This window comes from Mycobacteriales bacterium, assembly GCA_035995165.1.
GTDB lineage: Bacteria > Actinomycetota > Actinomycetes > Mycobacteriales > CADCTP01 > CADCTP01.
Genome location: DASYKU010000069.1, coordinates 1 through 21387, shown reverse-complemented (window position 1 = coordinate 21387; position 21387 = coordinate 1). Strand labels below are relative to the sequence as shown.

The following is a 21387-nucleotide window of genomic DNA, read 5'->3' as shown; positions in this document are numbered from 1 at the left end:
TCCGGAGCCCTACGGCGTCGTGCGCAACCCAGCGGCGTTCGCCGGGATCCCCCTCACCGGCGACCTCGGTGACCAGCAGGCGGCCACCGTCGGGCAGGTGTGCTTCGCGCCCGGCGAGGCGAAGAACACCTACGGCACCGGCAACTTCATGCTGCTGAACACCGGCACCGAGCTGGTCCGGTCGAACAGCGGCCTGCTGTCGACGGTCTGCTACAAGTTCGGCGACCAGGACGTGGTGTACGCGTTGGAGGGGTCGATCGCGGTCACCGGTTCGGCCGTGCAGTGGCTGCGCGACCAGCTGGGGATCATCCGCGGCGCGGAGGAGTCCGAGACGCTGGCCCGGTCGGTCGAGGACAACGGCGGGGTCTACTTCGTGCCGGCGTTCTCCGGCCTGTTCGCGCCGTACTGGCGCTCGGACGCGCGGGGCGCGATCGTCGGGCTGTCCCGGTTCAACACCAGCGCGCACATCGCCCGGGCCACGCTGGAGGCGATCTGCTACCAGTCCCGCGACGTCGTGGACGCGATGGCCAAGGACTCCGGGGTGGACCTGGACGTGCTCAAGGTCGACGGCGGCATCACCGCCAACAACCTGTGCATGCAGATCCAGGCCGACGTCCTCGGCGTCCCGGTGAGCAAGCCGGTCGTGGCCGAGACCACCGCGCTGGGCGCGGCGTACGCGGCCGGGCTCGCGGTCGGGTTCTGGAACAACACCGACGAACTGCGCGAGAACTGGAACGAGGACAAGCGGTGGACCCCGAACTGGTCGGATGATCAGCGCCAGGCGGGGTACGCGGGATGGCAGAAGGCCGTCCAGCGCACACTGGACTGGGTGGAGGTCGACTGACCTCTCTCGGGGAGGCACACCGTGGGAACAGCCGCCGCACTTTCGCCCCAGGCCCGGGCCGATGCCCTCGACCGGATGGGGCAGATCGAGCTCGACGTGCTGGTCATCGGAGGCGGGGTGGTGGGGGCCGGCAGCGCGCTGGACGCCGCCACCCGCGGCCTGCGGGTCGGCCTGGTCGACGGACGCGACCTGGCCAGCGGTACCTCCAGCCGGTCCAGCAAGCTGCTGCACGGCGGCCTGCGATACCTCGAGATGCTCGATTTCGGGTTGGTGCACGAGGCGTTGCGGGAGCGCGGGCTCATCATCGGTGAGCTCGCGCCCCACCTCGCCCGGGCGCTGCCATTCCTCTACCCGCTGCAGCACCGGGTCTGGGAACGGCCGTACGTGGGCTCCGGGATCTTGCTCTACGACATCATGGCGGCGGCGTCGCCGGCCGGGGTGCGCGGCCGGCTGCCCCGGCACAAGCACTTCAGCCGGCGGGGCGCGCTGAAGATCGCGCCGTCGCTGCGCAAGGACGCGCTCATCGGCGCCGTGCGTTACTACGACGGTCAGGTCGACGACGCCCGGCACACGATGAACATCGCCCGGACGGCGGCGCATTTCGGGGCGCTGATCGCGACCCGGTCGCGGGTGGTCGGGTTCCTGCGCGAGGGCGAGCGGGTCACCGGCGCCCTGGTCCGGGACCTGGAGAGCGACCGTACGGTCGAGGTGCACGCCCGTCAGGTGATCAACGCCACCGGCGTGTGGACGGACGAGACGCAGGCGCTGGTCGCGGCCCGCGGGCAGTTCCACGTCCGGGCGTCCAAGGGCGTGCACCTGGTCGTGCCGAAGGACCGGATCCACTCCGACGCGGCGCTGATCCTGCGTACCGAGAAGAGCGTGCTGTTCGTGATCCCGTGGGGCCGGCACTGGATCATCGGCACCACCGACACCGACTGGGAGCTGGACAAGGCCCACCCGGCGGCCACCGCGGCCGACATCGACTACATCCTCGACCACGTCAACGCCGTGCTCACCACGCCGTTGACGACCGAGGACGTCGAGGGGGTGTACGCGGGGCTGCGGCCGCTGCTGTCCGGCGAGTCGGAGTCGACCTCGCAGCTGTCCCGCGAGCACGTGGTCGCGCACGCCGCGCCGGGGCTGGTCGTGGTCGCCGGCGGGAAGTACACGACGTACCGGGTGATGGCCAAGGACGCCGTCGACGCGGTCGCGCACGGGCTGGACGAGAAGGTGCCCGAGTGCGTCACCGACCGGGTCCCGCTGGTCGGCGCCGAGGGGTACGCGGCGGCCTGGAACCGGCGTGCCCTGACCGCGCAGTCCTCCGGCCTGCACGTGGCCCGCATCGAGCACCTGCTCGGGCGCTACGGCACGCTGCTGGACGAGATCCTGGAGTTGATCAAGGACGACAAGTCGCTCGGCGAGCCGCTGCTCGGCGCCGAGGACTACCTGCGGGTCGAGGTCGTGTACGCGTGCTCGCACGAGGGCGCCCGGCACCTGGACGACGTGCTGGCCCGCCGGACCCGGATCTCGATCGAGACCTGGGACCGCGGGGCCCGGGCCGCGCCGGTCGCGGCCGAGCTGATGGCCGGCGTGCTGGGCTGGGACGAGGCCCAGACCGAGAAGGAGATCAGCGCGTACCGGGCCCGGGTGGACGCGGAGATCCGCTCCCAGCACGAGCCCGACGACGAGACCGCCGACGCGGTCCGCCTCAAGGCCCCCGAGATCGTCCCGCTCGACCGCTAGTACGGTGCCGCGGTGACCTTCGACCGCGTTGTCCTGATCTTCAACCCGCAGAGCACGGGCGACGCCGAGAAGAAGGCCGGCGAACTGCGGGACGAGCTGGCGTCGCGGGTCCCGGACCTGCCGGTCGAGCTGCTGCCGACCGAGCGGGCCGGGCACGCCCGGGAGCTGGCCCGCGACGCCGCCGCGACCGGGGCGCCGCTGGTCGTCTCGGTCAGCGGCGACGGCGGCTACAGCGAGGTCGTGGACGGGCTGATGCAGGCCGGCAACGACCAGGTGGTCGCGGCCGTGCTGGCGGCCGGCAACGCCAACGACCACCGCCGGGCCACCCGGGAGCAGCCGCTCGCGGACGCGATCGTGGCCGGCGAGGTGACCCGGATGGACCTGCTCCGGCTGACCACTGGCGACGACATCCAGTGGGCCCACTCCTACATCGGGCTCGGGCTGACCCCGGTCGTCGCGATCGACCTGGAGAAGGGCGGCAAGGGCTCGCTGCGGGAGATCGTCTCGGTGGTCCGGACGTTCGCTCGCTTCCGTCCGTTCGCGCTGGACCTCTCCGACGGCGGGCGGGTCCGGCTGGACAGCCTGGTCTTCGCCAACATCGACCAGATGGCCAAGTTCGCCACGCTGAGCGAGGACGGCGACCCCGACGACGGCCTGTTCGAGGTGATCACGATCCCGCACACGGCGAAGTGGAAGGTGCTGCTGACCGCGCTGCGGGCGGTCACCCGCGGCCTCGGCGACCAGCCGACCGCCCGGTCCTACCGGTTCCGTACGGTCAGCCCGACGCCCCTGCAGGTCGACGGCGAGGTCATCGAGGTCGCCGCCGGCACGTCCGTCGCCGTCGAGATGGCCGCCGCCGCCCTCACCGAACTCCGCTAGGTCGAGGCCTCCTCGGCGGTCTCGACGTCACCGGGACGCGCGGTCGGCGGCCGCGCTTCCGGTTCGGGGGCGGGCGAGCGGATGGGGAGCGCGCCGAGGGCGGCGGACGCGATCGCCGCGACCAGCATCACGTAGAAGATCTGCGGGTAGTCGCTGATGCCGACGATGATCCCGCCGAGCGGCCCGCCGAGCGCGACGCCGAGGTCCCAGAACGAGGTGAACGTGCCGATCGCGCCGCCCTGCTGGGACGGCGCGGTCTGGTTGATCACGATCAGCGCCAGCGCGGGGAACAGCAGCGACAGCCCGGAGCCCATGACGAACCCGCCGACCACGGCGACGGCCAGGTTCGGCGCCATCGCGACCAGCAGCAGCCCGACCGCCTCGACCAGCCCGGACCAGAACGCGACCCGCCGCGGCCCGAACCGGTCCGGCCAGTTGCCGAGCACCAGCCGCACCCCGACGTACGCGATCCCGTACGCGTTGAAGGCCGCGATGCCGCCCGCGATCCCCTTGTGGGACAGGTGCAGCGCGACGAACGCGGCCAGCGCGCCGTAGCCGAGCGAGGCCAGCGACAGCGCGATTCCCGGCACCACGGCCCCGCGCGGAACGAGGACCGGCTTGGCCGCCCCGCCCACCTGCGACGGCGGCGGGGTCGCGGCCGCGATCCCCAGCCCGATCAGCGGCATGACGATGCAGAACGACCAGACCGCGCCGTAGCCGATCCCGTCCCGCAGCAGCTCCCCGAACAGCGCGCCGAGCGTGATGCCCAGCCACATCGCGGTGCCGTAGAGCCCGACCACCCGGCCGCGCCGGGCCGGCGGGCAGATCGAGACCAGCCAGGCCGCGCCGGCGGTGTAGACCGCGGCCTCGCCGATGCCGTGCACCAGCCGGACCGGGACCAGCACCGCGACGTGCAGCGAGGCGAAGTAGAGGACGCCGGCCAGCGAGCAGGTGACCGCGCCGGCCATGAAGATCGGCTTGTAGCCGCGGCTGTCGGCCAGCCGGCCGGCGATCGGCCGGGCCACGATCGCCGCGACCGCGATGGTCGCCACCACGAAGCCGACTGCGAGGTTGCCGCCGCCGAGCTTGTCGGTGACGTAGAACGGCAGCGTCGCCAGCGAGGCGCCGACCGACAGCAGGCAGAAGAAGATCGTCCCGAACAACGGCAGGAACGGCCGGAAGAAGGCCAGGCCCGGCGAGCTCACCGCGGCGTCCACCCCTCGTCCACCACCGGCGTCATGTAGAAGAAGTGCGTCGGCAGGTGCAGGGCGAGACCCTCCCAGACCTCGGCCACCACCGCGGGCCCGGGGGTGGCGAAGGTGCCCGGCGGCGATTCCTCGACCCGGATCTCGGACCGGCCGCCGTCCAGCAGCCGGGCCGCGACGGCGAAGTCGCCGACCAGCGCGTGCCCGGGCGCGATCATCCGGGTCCGGCTGATGAGCGTGCCGTTGGCGGTCAGCTCGGCCAGGACGCCCTTGCCCAGCATCGAATACCACCAGTCGTACGGGTTGACGATCATCGCGTGCGCCGTCGCGCCGTTCTGCTCGATCTCGTTGCAGGCGGCCAGCACCCCGGCCACGAAGTCGCCCCGGTACGGCAGCCGGGTCAGGTCCGGGTGCTGGAGGATGCCGTGCTCGCTCAACGTCAGCGCCTGGTTCTCGGCCGTCGCCAGCCGGACCAGCAGCCGGTAGTCGATGAACTCGGCGAACGCCTCCGGGTCGTCGGCCAGCCCGTCCGGGATCCGGACCCAGGCCCGGACCGGGTGCAGACCCGCCGATGCCATCCCGGCGGTGAACGTGGCCTCCTGCCGCAGCTGGGCCTCGCTCACCCCGGCCGTCTCGGCCCGCGGCGGCCGGCGTTCCTGCCAGAACCTGGTGGTGTCGGTGTCCACCGGCCGGACCTTGAGCAGGTTCCGTACGGTCACCCGGGGACGTTCCTTGGTCGGCATGAAGGCTTCGGTGATCGTGTAGTCGAAGCTCACCCGAGCGCCGCCGGGATCGTCGGCGTACGCCTTGTGGAACGCCTGACCGGGGGACTCGTTCATCGGGGCGCCTCCGAGGGTCGCGGGGGAAGGGCGTGGCGCACCATCCGGTCGTAGTACGGCCGGTGGTGCTCGTAGTAGTCGCGCAGGTGACCGTCGAGCCGGACCGGGGGCGGGGGGCCGGCGACGAAGCCGGTGCTGCGGCCGGCGGCCACGTGCCACCGGGCGGTCCGCTCCCACTCCGGCCGGTCGCCCGCCTGCCAGCGCAGCGCGTCGGACCGGAACGGCAGCCCGACGGCCTCGCAGTAACCGGCCACCACGGACTCCGGGTACCGGACGAGCTGGTCGGAGTCGATCACCACCGGCGGCGTCCCGGTCAGCGACCGGGCCAGCTCGAAGACCAGCCACTGGTACTCGTAGCCGATGTCGGAGCAGGACGCGTCGGCCTTCACCGCGACGTGCGAGGCGATCGCCGCGGCCGGCTCCCGGACCACGAACGTGTGCGTGATCCCCGCGGCGAGCGATGGCGTCAGGTGGTCGGTGTAGCGGTGCTCGGTGGTGTCCTTGACGAACACCGCTCCGGGCAGCGACTTCGCGTAGTCCACGACGGCGGCGACGGACTCGAGCGTCGGACCGTCCGGAATGGACACCCGCCCGTCGTCGAGCAGCGAGACCAGCGGCTCGTGCAGCACGGTCACGTCGCCGCGCTCCATCATCATCCGTTCCAGCGCGGTCGAGCGGGATCGCGGGTGGGCCCACAGCCAGATCGGTGTCATCCCGACCAGGCCGTCGGGGTCCGGTCCCAGCGGTGCGCGCGCAGCTCCTCGACCAGGCCGGGCGCCAGCGGCGGCGCCTCCCCGGCGGCCAGGTTGGAGCGCACGTGCCCGGCGCTGCGCATGCCCGGGATCACCACGCTCACGGCCGGGTGCTGCAGCACGAACCGCAGCGCGAGCTCCGGCAGCGTCATCCCGTCCGGGACGACCTTCTGCAGCGCCTCGACCCGGTCCACGGTCGGGCCCAGGTTCTCCGGCCCGAAGTACGTGTTGCGGAAGTCGCCCGCGGGCCAGCTGCTGGTCCGGGTGAGCATCCCGGTCAGCGCGCCCTCGTCGTACGGGACCCGGGCGATGACCGCGATCCCCTCGGCCTGGCAGCGGGGGAACAGCTCGTCCTCCGGGGCCTGGTCGAAGACGTTGTAGATGACCTGGACCGCGTCGACGAGCCCGGTCCCGATCGCGGCCAGGCCGTTGGCCGGCTCCCAGCGGTTCAGCGACAGCCCGAAGCCGCCGATCAGACCCTCGTCCTTGAGCTCACGTACGACCCGCTGCCAGGACGGGTCGGCGGCCCAGCGGTCCTCCCAGACGTGGAACTGCAGCAGGTCGATCCGGTCCAGGCCGAGGTTGTCCAGGCTGCGCCGGGTCCAGTCGCGCACGTGCTCGGGCGGGAAGACGTCCTCCAGCCGGTCGCCCGGCCGCGGCGGCCACTCCTGGTTCTTCGGCGGCACCTTGGTGGCCGTCCACAGGCGACGGTCCGGTGTGGACCGGGCCGCGGTCCGCAGGGCCCGGCCCAGCAGCAGTTCGCTGACGCCCCGCCCGTACGACGCGGCGGTGTCGAAGAACGTGCAGCCGAGCTCGACGGCGAGGTCGAGGCAGCCGGGTGCGGCGGCGAGGTCGGCGTCGACGAAGCCGCCGCTGCCGCCCGCGATGCCCCACATCCCGTAGCCGACCTCGCCGACCGGCCAGCCCAGCCGGCCCATCACCCGCTCGCGCACGCCGCCTCCTCCTCCGCCTGGGTCATCAGCCACTGCACGTAGCCGCGGATCGGCGGACCGAGGTCCGCCGGCGGCAACCCGGCCTGCTCGGCCAGTCTCACTCCGGCGTCGGCCAGGAACAATCGCGGATTGTCGACCACCAGCCGGTCCAGGCCGTCGTCCGGCAGCCCGCGCAGCATCCCGGCCAGGGTGCTCAGCTCGGGTCCGGTGCCGGCCTCGACCCGGCGCCGGAACTCCGCCACCGGCAGCCGCTCCAGCGGCACCCCGGCCTGGGGCAGCACGTCGGTCAGCGACACCGGCTTGGGGTGGAAGACGTGCAGGTCCCGGCCGCGGGCGGCCGGGTCGGCCAGCGCCGCCACGGTCACCTTGGCGGCCCAGTCGACCGGCGTGTAGTCGGTCCAGAGCTGGATGTCCGGGCAGGCCCGCAGCCGGGCGAACGCGGTCAGCAGCAGGTGGGTCAGCGCCCGCGGGTTGGCCGCGCCGCCGGCCGACGGCATCACCTCACCGAGCCGCAGCACGGTCACCGTCGCGCCGGCGCCGCGGGCCCGGGTCAGCCGCCGCTCGGCCACCCACTTGGACTGGCTGTAGCCGCTCTCCGGCGGCACCACCCGCTCCAGGTCGACGTCCTCCGGCGTGGGTACGTCGTGCATCGCCGCGTCCCGGTCCAGCACGCCCAGCGTGGACAGGTGGACCAGCGGCGCCGGCCGGCCGTGCTGCGCGATCCGCAGCAGTGCGTCGGCGGCGAGCACGTTCGGACCGCGGTGGGCGCGGTAGTCGTAGAGGAAGTTGACCCGGGCCCCGGCGTGCAGGACGGCGTCCGCCTCGGCCAGCCGCTCCCAGGCGTCCAGGTCCAGGCCGAGGCCGGGCGCGTCGAGCGCGCCGGCCACCGCGACCAGCCGGGCGGACCACTCGTCCCGCCAGAGCCCGCGCATGGCCAGCGTCGCCACCAGCCGGTCCCGGGCGTCCTGGTCGTCGAAGGCCCGGATCAGGCAGAGCACCTCGGCGCCGGTCCGGGTCAGCAGCTCGTACGCCAGCTGGGCCCCGACGAAGCCGGTGGCCCCGGTGAGCAGCACCCGCTCCGGCGTCCCGGCCTCGCCCGCGGGCACCAGCGGGGTCGGCAGCGGGGCCAGCGTGTCCGCGTCCATCGCCGCCTGCACGCCGGGCGGCACGTCGGCCTCGGTCCGCTGCCGCTCGACGAACCCGATCATGGCCTCGGCGGTCGGGTGCTCCAGCAGGTCCTGCACGCCGACGTCCAGGCCCAGGCTGGCCCGCAGCGCCCCGACCAGCGAGACCGCCCGCAGCGAGTCGCCGCCGGCGACCAGGAAGTCGGCGTCGGCCGGCAGCGCCGGGTCGGCCAGCGCCACCCGGAACGCGCTGAGCACCCCGTCGGCCTCGGTCGGCCCGGCCTCGGCCCCGAGCGTGGCCGCCTCGGCCAGCCGGACCTCGAGCAGGTCCACCAGCACGGCCCGGTCGACCTTGGCCGAGTCGGCCAGCGGCAGCTCGGGCAGCAGCACCACGTGCCGGGGCAGCGACGTCCGCGGCAGCCGGAGCCGCAGGTGGTCGCGCAGGTCCTGTTCGGTCACGTCGTCGGCGGCGGCGAACACGGCCAGCCCCTGGGCGGCGTCGGTGCCGGCCACCAGCACCATGGCCTGCCGTACGCCGGGGTGGCTCTGCGCGGCGGCCTGGATCTCGCCCAGCTCGACCCGGACGCCGCCGACCTTGGCCTGGAAGTCGGTCCGGCCGGCGAAGTGCAGCCGCCCCTGCGGGTCGAACCAGCCCAGGTCGCCGCTGTGGTAGAGCCGGTCGCCCCGGATCTCGGCGAAGGGGTTGGGGACGAACTTGGCCGCGGTCGCCTCCGGCGCCCGCAGGTAGCCCGCGCCGACGCAGGCCCCGCCGATGGCGATCTCGCCGACCGCGCCGGCCGGCAGCGGCCGCAGCGCGTCGTCCACCACGACCACGGCGCAGTTGTCGATGGGCCGGCCGAGCGGCACGTCGTCGCCGTCCTCGGTGGAGACGGGGTGGAAGACCATCCCGATCGTGGTCTCGCTCGGCCCGTACGCGTTGGAGACCCGCAGGTCCGGCAGCAGCGCCCGCAGCCGGTGCACCTGCCGCGGGCTGATCTCCTCGCCGCCGACGACCAGGTGCCGCAGCGTCGAGATCCGGGCCAGCGCCTCCGGGTCCCGGGCCAGCCGGCCGACCAGCAGGTTGAACGTGGTCGGCACGAAGTCGGTGACGGTCACCCCGTGCAGGGCCAGCGTCTCGACCGTCTGCTGCAGGTCCAGGAAGTCGCCGGTGGCCGGCACGACCGTGCGGCCGCCGATGGTCAGCGGCCAGAACAGCTGCCAGACCGCGGAGTCGAAGGTGTGCTTGCTGTTCTGCAGCACGACCTCACCGCCGGCCGGCGGCGGCCCGAACCAGCGGGTCATGAACCGCAGCCGGTTGACCAGGCCGCCGTGGGTGTTCAGGGCGCAGCGCGGGGTGCCGGTGGTGCCCGAGGTGAAGACGCCGTACGCCAGGTCGTCCGGCCCGACCTCGACCCCCGGCTGCTCCGGCTGCTCGACCAGCGACGCGACCCGGACGGTCAGCGCCCGCCCGGCCGGCACCGGCTCGCCCGCGGTCACCGTCACCGGCGGCCGCAGCACGTCCAGCGCGGCGGTCAGCCGCAGCTCCGGCCACTGCGGGTCCAGCGGCACGAACGCCGCCCCCAGCTTGAGCAGGGCCAGGCAGCTGACCGGCAGCTCGAGCGAGTTGCCCAGCAGCAGCGGCACCACGTCGCCCGCGCGGACGCCGTCGGCGGCGAGCTCGGCCGCGAACGCGTTGGCCAGCCGGTCCAGCCGCCCGTACGTCAGCGTGGCCCCGGCGTGCACGACCGCCGGCCGCTCCGAGTCCTCGTCGACCTGCTCCTCGACCAGCGCGGCCAGCGACCGGAACGGGCCGTGGTCGACCCGGCTGCCGGCCAGCTCGGTCAGCGCCCGGTGCCGCGAGACCGGGCCGATCCCGATCGCCTCCGCGGGCCGCAGAGCCGGGTCGGCGAGCAGCCCGGCCATGATCTCGCCGACCATCTCGGCCACCGCGGCAAGGGACCGGCGCCAGCTGTCGCCGGGCGCGCAGTCGACCAGGACCCGCAGCTCGGGGCCGAGCAGGCAGCGGATCCGGACGGCGGCCGCGCTGGCGTCGGCGCCGCCGTCGGCCGGCTCCTCGCCCACCCGCAGGGCGAGGCCGCCGGCGGGCGCGCGGCCGATGGCCTGGGTGCGCAGGCCGGGCAGCCGGGCGCCGGCCGCGACGGCGGGCAGGTCGCGCAGCACGGCCGGCAGCCGGGAGAAGTCCGCGGCCCGGTCGGCGACGTACACCCGGATCGGGAGCTCGCGGCCCAGCCGGGTCAGGGTCTCGGCGACGGCCAGGACCGCCATCCGCGGGGCGGCGCCCCGGTCGGTGCCGAAGGCCACGGCTCGCCGGTACTCGGCGACGTCGGCGGCTCGGGAGCCGGTCTCCTGCCACTGCGCCGTCACGACATGTATCTCCCTGCTCACGCCCCGCTGTTCGCACCGTAGTGGTTGTCTACCCACTGCCCGCAATAGGCCGAACGTATGCCTTCCGCAGGTTTGTTACGAATGTGTGCCGGCGAACCGGTTGGGGGTGATCGCGCCGGCCGGCAGGCCGGCCAGCTCGGGCAGGTCGGGCTCGGTGCCGAGCACGGCGGCGGCGAGCAACTGCCCGACAGCGGGCGACAGCTGCACGCCGTAGCCGCCCACGCCGGCGAGCCAGTGGAAGCCGGGCCGCGCCGGGTCCGGCCCGACCACCGGCACGTCGTCCGGCGCCGAGGTCCGCAGGCCGGCCCAGGCGTGCTGCACCGTCCGTACGGACAGGGTGGTGGCCTGTTCCAGCCGGTCGATCCCGACGGCCACGTCCAGGTCCCGGGCCCGGATGTCGCCGGGCGCCTCGGGCTCGGCGTCGGACGGGCAGACCAGCAGCGCGCCCGACTCCGGCTTGCAGTAGAACGTCTCCGGTAGGTCGTTGAGCAGCGGCCAGCCCGAGGCGTCCGTCCCGGGGTCGATCAGGCAGGCGGTCCGGCGCCGGGGGACCAGCCCGACCGGGGCGGCCCCGGCCAGCACCGCCAGCTCGTCGGCCCAGGCCCCGGCCGCGTTCACCAGCACCGGCGCGGAGTAGTCGCCGGCCGGGGTGCCGGCGATCCAGCCCATGCCGTCCAGGCGCAGCTCCCGGACCCGGGCCAGCGTGACCACCCGGCCCTCGGCCCGGACGCCGCGCAGGAAGCCCTCGTGCAGCGCGGCCACGTCGATGTCCATCGCGGCCGGCTTGTGCATGGCCCGCCCGTACCGCCCGGCGCGCAGCACCGGGCACAGCCGGCGGGCATCGGCCAGGCTGATCTCGTCCGCGCCGCCGGGAGCGGACCGGGCCGCGGCCAGCGCCTCCTCGAACGCGGCCTCCTCGCCCGGCAGCGCGACCGTCACCACCCCGCGCGGTGTCAGCAGCGGCGCGTCGGCGAACCCGGCCGGCGGCGCGGTCAGGAACCGGCGGCTGGCCGCGGTGAGGGCGCGCACCGGCGGCGACCCGAAGTACTCCGAGAACAGCGCCGCGGACCGCCCGGTGGAGTGCCGGCCGGGCGCGTCCTCCATCTCCAGGACGGTGACCCGGGCGCCCCCCGCGGCGAGGAAGTACGCGGCCGTGGCACCGGCGATGCCCGCGCCGAGCACCAGCACATCGCTGTCCAACGCACCCCCTCGGGCGGCGGCAGGGCCGATGTCCGGATAGTAGGTGCTCTTCCGTTATTCCGCGTTCCCCTGGTCGAGGGCGGTTCGGAGCGTCTCGGCGAACAGCTCCGGGTACGCGAGGAACGGGTGGTGCCCGGCCGGCACCTCCAGCACCCGGCCCGCGTTCGCCGCGGCGGCGCGCTGGTCGGCGGCCGGGACGGCCCGGTCCTGCGCGCAGACCACGTACGTGGACGGCACCGCGCGCCAGGCCGGCGTGGTCACCGCTCCGGTCAGCGCGGTGGCGTCCTGCCGGGCCCGGCGGGTCAGCGCGGCCTCGTACGTCGCGTCGTCGCAGTCGGCGAAGAACAGCTCCCGGATGTCGTCGCCGACCAGCTCCAGGGTGCCGTCCGGGTCCAGCCGCACCCACGGCGCCGGCCGGCCGCTGCCGGAGTCCGCGTGCGAGCGGCCGGCGTCGGCCAGCACCGAGGTCACGTAGACCAGGTGGGCCGCACCGGCACCGGCCTCGGTGATCACGGTCCCGCCGTACGAGTGGCCGACCAGGGCGACCGGCTCGTCCGCCGCGTCGACCGCGGCCCGGACCGCGACGGCGTCGGCGGCCAGGTCACCGGGGCCGACGCAGCTCGGCAGCTCGACCGCGGCGGTGCGGAAGCCGTACCGGGCCAGCGGGGCGGGCATCCGGTGCCACCACCAGTCGGCGTCGCGGACCAGCGCACCGTGTACGAAGAGGATCAGCACGCCGCCCAGCCCAGCAGGTCGGCGGTCCGGTCGGTAGCCGTGTTCGCCACCGGCGTCAGGCGACGGTCTCCAGGTCGGCCCGGGACGGTTCGAAGCGGTAGCCGACGTTGCGGACCGTGGTGATCCGGTCGGCGGCCGGGCCGAGCTTCATCCGCAGCCGCCGGACGTGCACGTCGACCGTCCGGGCGCCGACCGCGGCCCCGTCCCAGACCGAGCTGACCAGCTGCCGCCGGCTGAACACGCGGCCGGCGTTCTCGGCCAGGAAGGCCAGCAGCTCGAACTCGCGGAAGCTCAGCTCCAGCACCCGCCCGTCCACGCTGGCCCGGTACGCGTGCCGGTCGACCGCCAGCCCGGCCTCGACCACGACCGCCGTGGACCTGGGGGCGCTCACCGCCACGGCCGCGGTGATGTTCGCGCCGGGCCGCTCCTCCAGCAGCAGCCGGCGGGCCTCGTCGGCCAGCCGGGTGGCGAGCTCGGTCAGCTCGGCGCTGCCGGCGCCGTCGGCGCTCTCCTGCACGACGATCGCGGCCACGGCATATCGATCACCCTGCGTAGCCACAGGACGCAGCGGGGTAGTGAAACTCACGGTGTGTTCTCCAGGATTTCGTGCGCCGACTCGGATGTCGGCTCAGGGGCGGTCGGGTCGCGTCGCTAGCGAACGGACGGACATACCGCGGAGGCGCACCGGCGCAGGTCGAGGAAGACCCTGGACACCAGTCGGCTGCTCACGCCGACAACGGTCGCAGCCCGCGGGAGCGGGGTCAACCGGGTTCGACTGCGGTTCTGGTCACCGCCGCCAGAACGTCACCGTGCGCCCGACGGCCCGCGGCGCCCGCTGCCACCAGGACCGCGGCTCCGGCCAGACCTTCACCGCGGTCGCGGCCAGGCCCGCCGCGACGATGTCCTCGCCCAGCGCCCAGGGCAGGTCCGGGGTGTGCGTCCGGGCCGGCAGCGCCTTGCGATAGGCGGCCCCCGCGTACGACCCGGCGGCGGCGCCGGCCACCCCGACCGCGCTCGCCAGCGCCAGCGTCCTCCTGTCGACCGAGCCCACGGCCAGCGCGCCGACCGCCGCCCCGGTCGCCAGCCGGGCCCCGAGCACCATCGGCGAGAGCCGGCTCGGCGTGCTCGGCAGCTTGTCCCCGACGATCTCGCCGGCCGCGGCCAGCGCCACGATCGACCGGCCCGGCGTCGAACGCAGCAGCCGCAGCGCCCGGGTGTCCCGGGCCGAGGCCGGCTCGGACCAGGCCAGCACGGCCACGCTGAGCTGGCTGCGCAGGCCGGTGACGATGCCGAGCAGCAACGGGCGGTAAAGGGCGCTCGGCGAAGGGGCTGACGTCATGATCCGATCCTCCCCGCGCGGGTGCGGATCTACCCCTCCGACACGAGCGCGATCGCGAAGCCGTCGTACCCCTTCGACCCGACCGTCTGGATCGCGGTCGCGTCCAGCCTCGGTTCGGCCGCCAGCAGGTCGTACGTGGCCCGGGTGCCGGCCACGTCGGCGCCGGTCTCGGCCGGGTCGACCACCGCGCCGTTCCGGACGACGTTGTCGACCACGATCACCGCGCCCGGGCGGGTCAGCCGCAGCGCCTCCCGGACGTAGTCGGGGTTGCTCCGCTTGTCCGCGTCGATGAACACCAGGTCGAACGGCCCGGTCAGGGTCGGCAGCGTCTCGATCGCCGGGCCGACGAGGACGTCCACGACGCCCGCCAGCCCGGCCCGGTCCAGGTTGGCCCGGGCCACCGCGGCATGCGCGGGGTTCACCTCCAGCGTGACCACCCGGCCCCCCGCGGGCAGGCCGCCCGCCAGCCAGATCGTGCTGTAGCCGCCGAGCGTGCCGACCTCCAGCACCGAGCGGGCGCCGGTCAGCCGGACCAGCAGCCGCAGGAACTTGCCCTGCGGCGCCGACACCGCGATCGACGGCAGCCCGGCCGCGGCGCTGGCGACCAGCGCCGCACTCAGCGCGGCGTCATCACCGCCCAGCCGCTCGGTCACGTACGCGTCGACTTCGTTCCAGAGCTCCTCCACGACTGTCATCCAACACCAGGTGCCGACGCGTTGTCCGGTATGACCCACCGCTGGCACCAGGGCTGGGTACGGTCCGTTCGTGAGCAGGAGGTCCCGGGTGAACGATCAGCGGGGGCGACGGCGTTCGCTGCGCGCCGGGGAGCTCGCGCTGGCCCTGTTCGGCCTGGCCGTGCTCGCGTTCGGGGTCGGTGCCGGGATCGAGCTGGCCGGCCTCGGCTGGCAGGTCGCGCTGGTCGCCGTGGTGCTGATCGTGCTCGGGTTCATGCTGGCCCTGCTGCGGGGGCTGCTGCCCGGCCGGGCGGTGCCGCTGCCGCCACCGCCACATCCTGCTCCCCGGGAGCAGGCGGGGCCGGCGCTCCACGCGGACCGGGCCGTGCTGGAGGACAGCGCGCTGATCCCGGGTCCGACGCTGGCCGGGGAACGGCCCCGCTCGTCGTACTTTCTCGGCGTCGCCGGTGGGGCCGCGCTGGCGCTGAGCCTGGGCGGGGTGCTGTTCCTGGCCCTGCCCAGCGACATCACCGCGCTGGTCGTGCTCATCGTCGGCGTGGTCGCCTGGGCGATCGTCGTGACTCTCTCGCTCCGGCTCCAGCTCCGTCGCTGACCCGGCGGCGCTGCGGCCGTGAGCGGCGCCCGGCGCGGCGTCAGCCGAGGACCGAGCGCAGCAGCGCGGTCGAGCGGACGTACCAGCGCCGGGTCCGGGCGGCCCGGTCCCGCGCGCCCGAGAGCCAGTAGTCGGCGAACGCCTCGTGCCCGTTCTCGGCCCCGTCCCGGACCACCTGGTAGAGCCAGTCGTGGTTGGCGATCACCGCGTCGACCAGCACCTCCCGCTCGGCCCCGGTCAGCCCGTACGCGTCGGCGAACAGCCGGAACCGGCGCAGCACCTGCCCGCGCCGGGCGTCGGCCACGTCCGCGTCCTGCCGCAGCGGGGCCCAGAGCCGGACCGCGGCGGCCACGTCCCAGACCCGCGGCCCCGGGCTGGCCAGGTCGAAGTCGATCAACGCGACCGCCCGCTCGTGCCGGAACACGACGTTGTCCAGGTTGGGGTCGTTGTGCAGCACCAGCTCGCCGGCGAACGGGTCCGGCGGCGAGGCCGGCCACTCGTACGGCGTCGGGTCGAAGCCGGCGACGGCCTGGTGGTAGCGCCGCAACAACTCGGCCACGCTGGCCAGCGCCACATCGGTCAGCGCCCAGGCCGGGTACGGCGGGGTGATCGCCCGGCCCTCGACGTAGGACAGGACCTCCCGCCCGACGCCGTCGATGCCCAGGAAGCGGGGCGCCGCGTCGAAGCCGACCCGGTCCAGGTGCCGCAGCAGCGCGTGCACGGCCGGGCTGGTCGGCCGCTGCGGGCGGCGCACGGTGTTGCCGACCCGGACGACCAGGCCACGGTTGGCCGTGCCGCCGAACAGGGGGATCTCGGGGTGATCGGACACGCTCAGTCGGCGAACCCGGTTCCGGCGAGCAGCGCCCGGGCCAGCGACGTGTGCGTGACCAGGCTGCTGACCAGCCGGGACCGCAGCGCCGCGCGCACCGCCGGCGCCTTCACCTCCTCGTACGGCACCGCCACGACCTCGCCGATCGCGCGCAGCTGGGCCGCGCTGACGCCGATCATCCGGTCGTTGAGCGTGGTCGGCGGGGTCGCGCCGTCCGGGGTGACGAACACCCCGGAGACCTCGGCGCAGACCCCCTGCCTGTGCAGCGCCTTGCGCTCCCGGTCGGTGGCCGCGTCGTACACGGTCGACTGGGCCGGCGCCCAGCGGCCGATGCCGACGATCGCCTTGGTCACGCCGGGGAACTGGGCGAAGGTCCGGGCCACCTCGGGCTGCCGGCGCAGCGCCCGCGCGGTGGCCGGATCGGGCACCACGAACGGCGCGTGGAAGAAGTAGGCCGGGCCGCCGGAGATGCGGGCCACGTCCCGGACCACGTCCACCGACCCGTCGTCGCCGTCGGTCCGCGACAGCGCGCCGGTCAGCTGCACGACCGGGGTCGGGGCCAGCTGGGCCAGGGCCGCGGCGACCGCGCTGACCGAGCGGGACCAGCCCAGCCCGAGCACGTCGTCGGTGGTGACGATCTCGGCCAGCAGCTCCGCCGCGGCCGTGCCCAGGTGCTGCCGCAGCGAGGCGGTGTCCTCCTCCGGGGTGTCCACGACGACCGAGTGTCGCAGCCCGAAGCGTTCCTGCAGCCGGCCGGACAGCTCCAGGTCGACCTCGCCCGGGTAGCTGATCTCGATCTTCACCAGTCCGCTGGCCCGGGCCGCCTCCAGCATCCGGGCGACCTTGAACCGGGACAGCGCGAACTCCTCGGCGATCTCGATCTTGGACTTGCCGTCGAGGTAGTAGCGCCGGGCCACCGACGCCGTGAGCACCATCTGGGCCGGACCGCCGGCGGGGTTACGGGCCATTCCATCCGGCTCCTGCTCATCTGAGCAACTGGCCGCCCAGTATGGCACGAGGCATTGACTCCGGGGTGGGTTCACTAGAATTCTTGCAGTTGAGACGCCGCCCGCTCATATGTGCATGTTTGTGCGCGCTCCACAGGAGGCAGCAGTGGCTCGCAATGCTGCGAAGTCCGTCCGGCTCGTCGCGATCTCGGTGACCCTCGGCCTGGCCGCCACCGGCTGTGCCGGGTGGGGAGGTGGTGGGGGCGGGGCCGACAGCCTGAACGTCCTCATGGTCAACAACCCGCAAATGATCGATCTGCAAAAGCTGACGGCGGCCAACTTCACCAAGGACACCGGCATCAAGGTGAACTTCACCGTGCTGCCGGAGAACGACGTCCGGGACAAGATCAGCCAGGAGTTCTCCAGCCAGGCCGGTCAGTACGACGTGGCCACGGTGAGCAACTTCGAGATCCCGATCTACGCGCGCAGCAAGTGGATCGCGCCGCTGTCGCCGTACCTGAAGAGCGACCCCGGCTTCGATCAGGACGACATCTTCAAGCCGATGACCAAGGCGATGTCGGGTGACGACGGGCAGGTCTACGGGGAGCCGTTCTACGGCGAGTCCTCGTTCCTCATGTACCGCAAGGACGTCCTGCAGGCCAAGGGCGTCACGATGCCGGCCAACCCGACCTGGCAGCAGGTCGCGGACATCGCGGCGAAGGTCGACAACGCCCAGCCCGGCATGCGCGGCATCTGCCTGCGCGGCCAGCCCGGCTGGGGTCAGGTCTTGGCCCCGCTGACCACCGTCGTGAACACCTTCGGCGGCACCTGGTTCACCCAGGACTGGCAGGCCCAGGTCAACTCGACGCCGTTCAAGAACGCCGTGAACTTCTACGTGAACCTGGTCCGGACGCACGGCGAGAGCGGCGCCCCGCAGGCCGGCTTCACCGAGTGCCTCAACGACCTGATCCAGGGCAACGTCGCGATGTGGTACGACGCGACCTCGGCAGCCGGCTCACTGGAGGCGGCCGACTCCAAGGTCAAGGGCAAGATCGGGTACGCGCCGGCGCCGGTCGTGCAGACCAAGAGCTCCGGCTGGCTCTACGCCTGGGCCTGGGGCATCCAGCAGGCCAGCAACAAGAAGGACGACGCCTGGAAGTTCATCTCCTGGGCGTCCGGCAAGGGCTACGAGAACCTCGTCGGCCAGCAGGTCGGCTGGTCCGCGGTGCCCTCGGGCAAGCGCGAGTCGACGTACGCGAACCCGGACTACCTGAAGGAGTCGGGCGCGTTCGCCGAGCCGACCAAGGCCGCGATCGAGAGCGCCGACCCGTCCAACCCGGGCGTGCAGAAGCGGCCGGCGATCGGCATCCAGTTCGTCGACATCCCCGAGTTCCCCGACCTCGGCACCCAGATATCCCAGGACATCAGCGCGGCCATCGCCGGCAAGACCACGGTGGACAAGGCGCTGGACAAGGGTCAGGGCCTGGCCGAGGACGTGGCCGAGCGCTATCGATCACAACAGTCCTGAGTGGACAGTGATCACCATCCCAGCCGTCGCACCGCTTGAGCCCCCGACGGAGGTGGCGTCATGAGCGTCGCTGTCGAGACCGAGGCCCCCGAGGACCGCTCGGAGCAGCCGACCACCGCGCTGCGCCGGACCGGTGACTGGGCCCGGCGCGCCCCGCTGCTGCCGGCGTTGATCTTCACGATCATCGTCACCCAGCTGCCGTTCGTGGCGACGCTGGTGATCTCGTTCATGAACTGGAACGCGTACTACCCGGACGAGCGGGGGTTCGCCGGGTTCGGCAACTTCCGCCGGGTGTTCACCGACGCCAACATGCTCCAGTCGGTGGTCACCACGATCGTCCTCACCGTGGCCGTCGTCATCGTCAGCCTGGTGCTGGGGCTGGTCATCGCGCTGCTGCTGGACCGGAAGTTCTTCGGCCGGGGCGCGGTCCGGACCATGATGATCACGCCGTTCCTGATCGTGCCGGTGGCGGCGGCGCTGCTCTGGAAGCACGCGCTGTTCAACCCGACGTACGGGCTGCTGAACGGCACCATCAACGCGATCTGGAAGCTGTTCGGACAGGGCAACGCGCCCCAGCCGGACTGGCTGACCAACAACCCGCTGATCGCGGTCGAGGTCGCGCTGATCTGGCAGTGGACGCCGTTCATGATGCTGATCCTGCTGGCCGGGCTGCAGAGCCGGCCGCTGGACGTCATCGAGGCGGCCCGGATCGACGGCGCGACGTCGTGGGAGATCTTCCGGTACATGACCTTCCCGCACCTGCGGCAGTACCTGGAGCTGGGTGGGTTGCTCGGCTCGATCTACATCGTGCAGAACTTCGACGCCGTCTTCACCATCACCTCCGGCGGCCTCGGCACGGCCAACCTGCCGTACACGATCTACCAGGTCTTCTACACAGCGCACGACTACGGCCGGGCGTCCGCCGCGGGCGTGGTCGTCGTGATCGGCACGATCGCCATCGCGACGCTGGCCCTGCGGACCGTGTCGTCGCTCTTCCGTGAGGAGAACGCCCGATGACGATCACCGAGCGGACGCCGGCGCGGGCCGCGGCCGCCGACGCCGAGGCCGTCCGCAAGCCCAAGCGGAACATCAGCACGTTCTGGTTCGGCCTGCTGGCCTGGATCATCGGCATCCTGTTCGTGCTGCCGGTGCTCTGGATGGTGCTCACCTCGTTCCACACCGAGAACGACGCGGCCACCAACCCGCCCTCGATCGCGGCGCCGCTGACCGTGCAGGGCTACCGGGAGTTCTTCAACTCCGGGGCCAGCCCGTGGCCGGCGATCGCGAACTCGCTGACCGCCAGCATCCTGTCCACCCTGCTCGTGCTCCTGTTCGCGATCCCGGCCGCGTACGCGCTGTCGATCCGGCCGGTTCGCAAGTGGACGGACGTGCTGTTCTTCTTCCTGTCCACCAAGATGCTGCCGGTGGTCGCGGGCCTGCTGCCGCTCTACCTGTTCGCGCAGAAGGTCGGCCTGCTCGACAACATCTGGCTGCTGATCGTCTTCTACACCTCGATGAACCTGCCGATCGCGGTGTGGATGATGCGCTCGTTCCTGGCCGAGGTGCCGGTCGAGATGCTCGAGGCGGCGGCGGTCGACGGGGCCGGGCTCATCCGCAGCCTGCGCTCGGTGGTCATGCCGGTCGTGCTCCCCGGCATCGCCGCGACCTCGCTGATCTGCTTCATCTTCAGCTGGAACGAGCTGCTGTTCGCCCGGGTGCTCACCGCGACCCGGGCCCAGACCGCCCCGGTCTTCCTCACCGGCTTCGTGACCAGCCAGGGCCTGTTCCTGGCCAAGGTCTGCGCGGCCGCCGTGGTGATCTCGCTGCCGGTGATCATCGCCGGGTTCGCGGCCCAGGACAAGCTCGTGCAGGGGCTGTCCATGGGCGCCGTCAAGTAACCGATCCCTCCGGGAGATTCCATGCAGGCTGTCGTCATCCAGGAGCCGGGCAAGATCGAGGTCACCGAGGTGCCGGACCCGGCACCGGGGGCACGCGACGTCATCGTGTCGGTCGCCGGCTGCGGGATCTGCGGGACCGACCTGCACATCCTGGAGGGCGAGTTCGCGCCGACGCTGCCGGTGATCCCCGGGCACGAGTTCGCCGGCGAGGTCGTCGCGGTCGGGCCCGAGGTGCCCGCCGACCGGATCCGGGTCGGGGACCAGGTCGCGGTCGACCCGTCCCTCCACTGTGGAGAGTGCTACTACTGCCGGCGCGGACGCGGGAACCTCTGCGAGAACTGGGCCGCGATCGGGGTCTCCACCTCCGGCGGCGCCGCCGAGTACGCCAAGGCGCCGTTCGCCAACTGCTACAAGCTCCCCGAGGGAGTGTCCACAGCGGACGCCGCGCTGATCGAGCCGCTGTCCTGCGCGGTCCGCGGGTTCGACGTGCTCGCCCCGCACCTGGCCGATCACGTCCTCATCTACGGCGCCGGCACGATGGGCCTGATGATGATGGAGCTGGCCAAACGGGCCGGAGCGTCCACCGTGGAGGTCGTCGACCTCAACCCGGCCCGGCTGGAGACGGCCCGGCTGCTCGGCTGCACGGCCACCGCGGCGTCGCCGGACGAGCTGGACCGCCCGCGCGGCTGGGACGTCGTGGTCGACTGCACCGGCGTGGTCGCGGCGATCGAGGACGGGCTGTCGCGGGTCGCGCCGGGTGGCACGTTCCAGCAGTTCGGGGTGTCGGCGGAGGGCGCGAAGGCCACCTTCTCGCCGTACCGGATCTACAACAAGGAGATCCGGATCGTCGGCTCGATGGCGGTGCTGCACAGCTTCGAG

Annotated in this window: 20 protein-coding genes; 8 read left to right on the top strand and 12 right to left on the bottom strand. The window is 73.2% G+C overall.

Translation table 11 applies throughout. The annotated features are described in order from the left end of the window. The 3 genes from VGP36_11475 to VGP36_11465 form a co-directional block, all read left to right on the top strand. A partial coding sequence (locus VGP36_11475; protein HEV7655333.1) for an FGGY-family carbohydrate kinase occupies nucleotides 1-844 on the top strand: 844 nt, incomplete at its 5' end. Between the two features lie 75 nt (nucleotides 845-919). Continuing rightward, nucleotides 920-2587: a glycerol-3-phosphate dehydrogenase/oxidase gene (locus VGP36_11470; GenBank protein ID HEV7655332.1), complete on the top strand. Its 1668-nt coding sequence runs from the start codon at nucleotides 920-922 to the stop codon at nucleotides 2585-2587. Nucleotides 2588-2599: 12 nt separating this feature from the next. Further along, entirely contained in the window at nucleotides 2600-3466 is an 867-nt protein-coding gene (locus VGP36_11465) for a diacylglycerol kinase family protein (protein HEV7655331.1), read from the top strand. Here VGP36_11465 and VGP36_11460 read toward each other — a convergent pair. From VGP36_11460 to VGP36_11415, 10 genes are all read right to left on the bottom strand, one after another. Next, entirely contained in the window at nucleotides 3463-4683 is a 1221-nt protein-coding gene (locus tag VGP36_11460) for an MFS transporter (protein HEV7655330.1), read from the bottom strand. The two genes, VGP36_11465 and VGP36_11460, sit on opposite strands and share 4 nt — an antisense overlap. Further along, nucleotides 4668-5510 carry a family 3 encapsulin nanocompartment shell protein gene (locus tag VGP36_11455; GenBank protein ID HEV7655329.1) on the bottom strand — a complete coding sequence of 281 codons (843 nt, stop codon included), beginning with the start codon at nucleotides 5508-5510 and terminating at the stop codon, nucleotides 4668-4670. Before VGP36_11455 ends, VGP36_11460 begins: the two co-directional genes overlap by 16 nt. Next, nucleotides 5507-6223, bottom strand: coding sequence for a hypothetical protein (locus VGP36_11450; protein ID HEV7655328.1), 717 nt, complete (start codon nucleotides 6221-6223; stop codon nucleotides 5507-5509). The genes VGP36_11455 and VGP36_11450 overlap by 4 nt, the downstream gene beginning before the upstream one ends. Next, nucleotides 6220-7215 (bottom strand): aldo/keto reductase, encoded by a 996-nt coding sequence (locus tag VGP36_11445; protein HEV7655327.1) that lies wholly within the window; start codon nucleotides 7213-7215, stop codon nucleotides 6220-6222. Before VGP36_11445 ends, VGP36_11450 begins: the two co-directional genes overlap by 4 nt. After that, the gene (locus VGP36_11440) at nucleotides 7200-10724 is read right to left on the bottom strand and encodes an amino acid adenylation domain-containing protein (protein ID HEV7655326.1); all 3525 of its coding nucleotides are present in this window, start codon (nucleotides 10722-10724) and stop codon (nucleotides 7200-7202) included. The genes VGP36_11445 and VGP36_11440 overlap by 16 nt, the downstream gene beginning before the upstream one ends. A 96-nt stretch (nucleotides 10725-10820) precedes the next feature. After that, nucleotides 10821-11945 (bottom strand): FAD-binding oxidoreductase, encoded by a 1125-nt coding sequence (locus tag VGP36_11435; GenBank protein HEV7655325.1) that lies wholly within the window; start codon nucleotides 11943-11945, stop codon nucleotides 10821-10823. A gap of 54 nt (nucleotides 11946-11999) precedes the next feature. Next, nucleotides 12000-12680, bottom strand: coding sequence for an alpha/beta hydrolase (locus VGP36_11430; GenBank protein ID HEV7655324.1), 681 nt, complete (start codon nucleotides 12678-12680; stop codon nucleotides 12000-12002). A 55-nt stretch (nucleotides 12681-12735) separates the two neighbouring features. Continuing rightward, nucleotides 12736-13212 carry a winged helix-turn-helix domain-containing protein gene (locus tag VGP36_11425; protein HEV7655323.1) on the bottom strand — a complete coding sequence of 159 codons (477 nt, stop codon included), beginning with the start codon at nucleotides 13210-13212 and terminating at the stop codon, nucleotides 12736-12738. Nucleotides 13213-13467: 255 nt separating this feature from the next. Next, nucleotides 13468-14019, bottom strand: a complete 552-nt coding sequence (locus tag VGP36_11420; protein HEV7655322.1) for a DUF4126 domain-containing protein — start codon at nucleotides 14017-14019, stop codon at nucleotides 13468-13470. Between the two features lie 29 nt (nucleotides 14020-14048). Beyond that, nucleotides 14049-14714, bottom strand: a complete 666-nt coding sequence (locus VGP36_11415) for an O-methyltransferase (GenBank protein HEV7655321.1) — start codon at nucleotides 14712-14714, stop codon at nucleotides 14049-14051. Between the two features lie 70 nt (nucleotides 14715-14784). Here VGP36_11415 and VGP36_11410 point away from each other — a divergent pair, with 70 nt between their 5' ends. Further along, on the top strand, nucleotides 14785-15306 hold the full coding sequence (locus tag VGP36_11410; protein HEV7655320.1) for a hypothetical protein: 522 nt from the start codon (nucleotides 14785-14787) through the stop codon (nucleotides 15304-15306). A 40-nt stretch (nucleotides 15307-15346) separates the two neighbouring features. On the opposite strand, the gene VGP36_11405 is transcribed toward VGP36_11410, so the two are convergent. Together VGP36_11405 and VGP36_11400 are read right to left on the bottom strand one after the other, a co-directional pair. Beyond that, on the bottom strand, nucleotides 15347-16135 hold the full coding sequence (locus VGP36_11405) for a phosphotransferase (GenBank protein HEV7655319.1): 789 nt from the start codon (nucleotides 16133-16135) through the stop codon (nucleotides 15347-15349). Nucleotides 16136-16137: 2 nt separating this feature from the next. Beyond that, the gene (locus VGP36_11400; GenBank protein HEV7655318.1) at nucleotides 16138-17103 is read right to left on the bottom strand and encodes a sugar-binding domain-containing protein; all 966 of its coding nucleotides are present in this window, start codon (nucleotides 17101-17103) and stop codon (nucleotides 16138-16140) included. Nucleotides 17104-17248: 145 nt separating this feature from the next. Between VGP36_11400 and VGP36_11395 the strand changes: the two genes are divergently transcribed. From VGP36_11395 to VGP36_11380, 4 genes are all read left to right on the top strand, one after another. Next, nucleotides 17249-18610 carry a sugar ABC transporter substrate-binding protein gene (locus VGP36_11395; GenBank protein HEV7655317.1) on the top strand — a complete coding sequence of 454 codons (1362 nt, stop codon included), beginning with the start codon at nucleotides 17249-17251 and terminating at the stop codon, nucleotides 18608-18610. A gap of 60 nt (nucleotides 18611-18670) precedes the next feature. After that, a complete protein-coding gene (locus VGP36_11390) occupies nucleotides 18671-19627 on the top strand; it encodes a sugar ABC transporter permease (GenBank protein ID HEV7655316.1) in 957 nt (318 codons plus the stop codon). Further along, on the top strand, nucleotides 19624-20508 hold the full coding sequence (locus tag VGP36_11385; protein HEV7655315.1) for a carbohydrate ABC transporter permease: 885 nt from the start codon (nucleotides 19624-19626) through the stop codon (nucleotides 20506-20508). The genes VGP36_11390 and VGP36_11385 overlap by 4 nt, the downstream gene beginning before the upstream one ends. Before the next feature lie 21 nt (nucleotides 20509-20529). Then, nucleotides 20530-21387 (top strand): zinc-dependent alcohol dehydrogenase family protein (locus VGP36_11380; GenBank protein ID HEV7655314.1); only part of this gene is annotated, 858 nt, incomplete at its 3' end.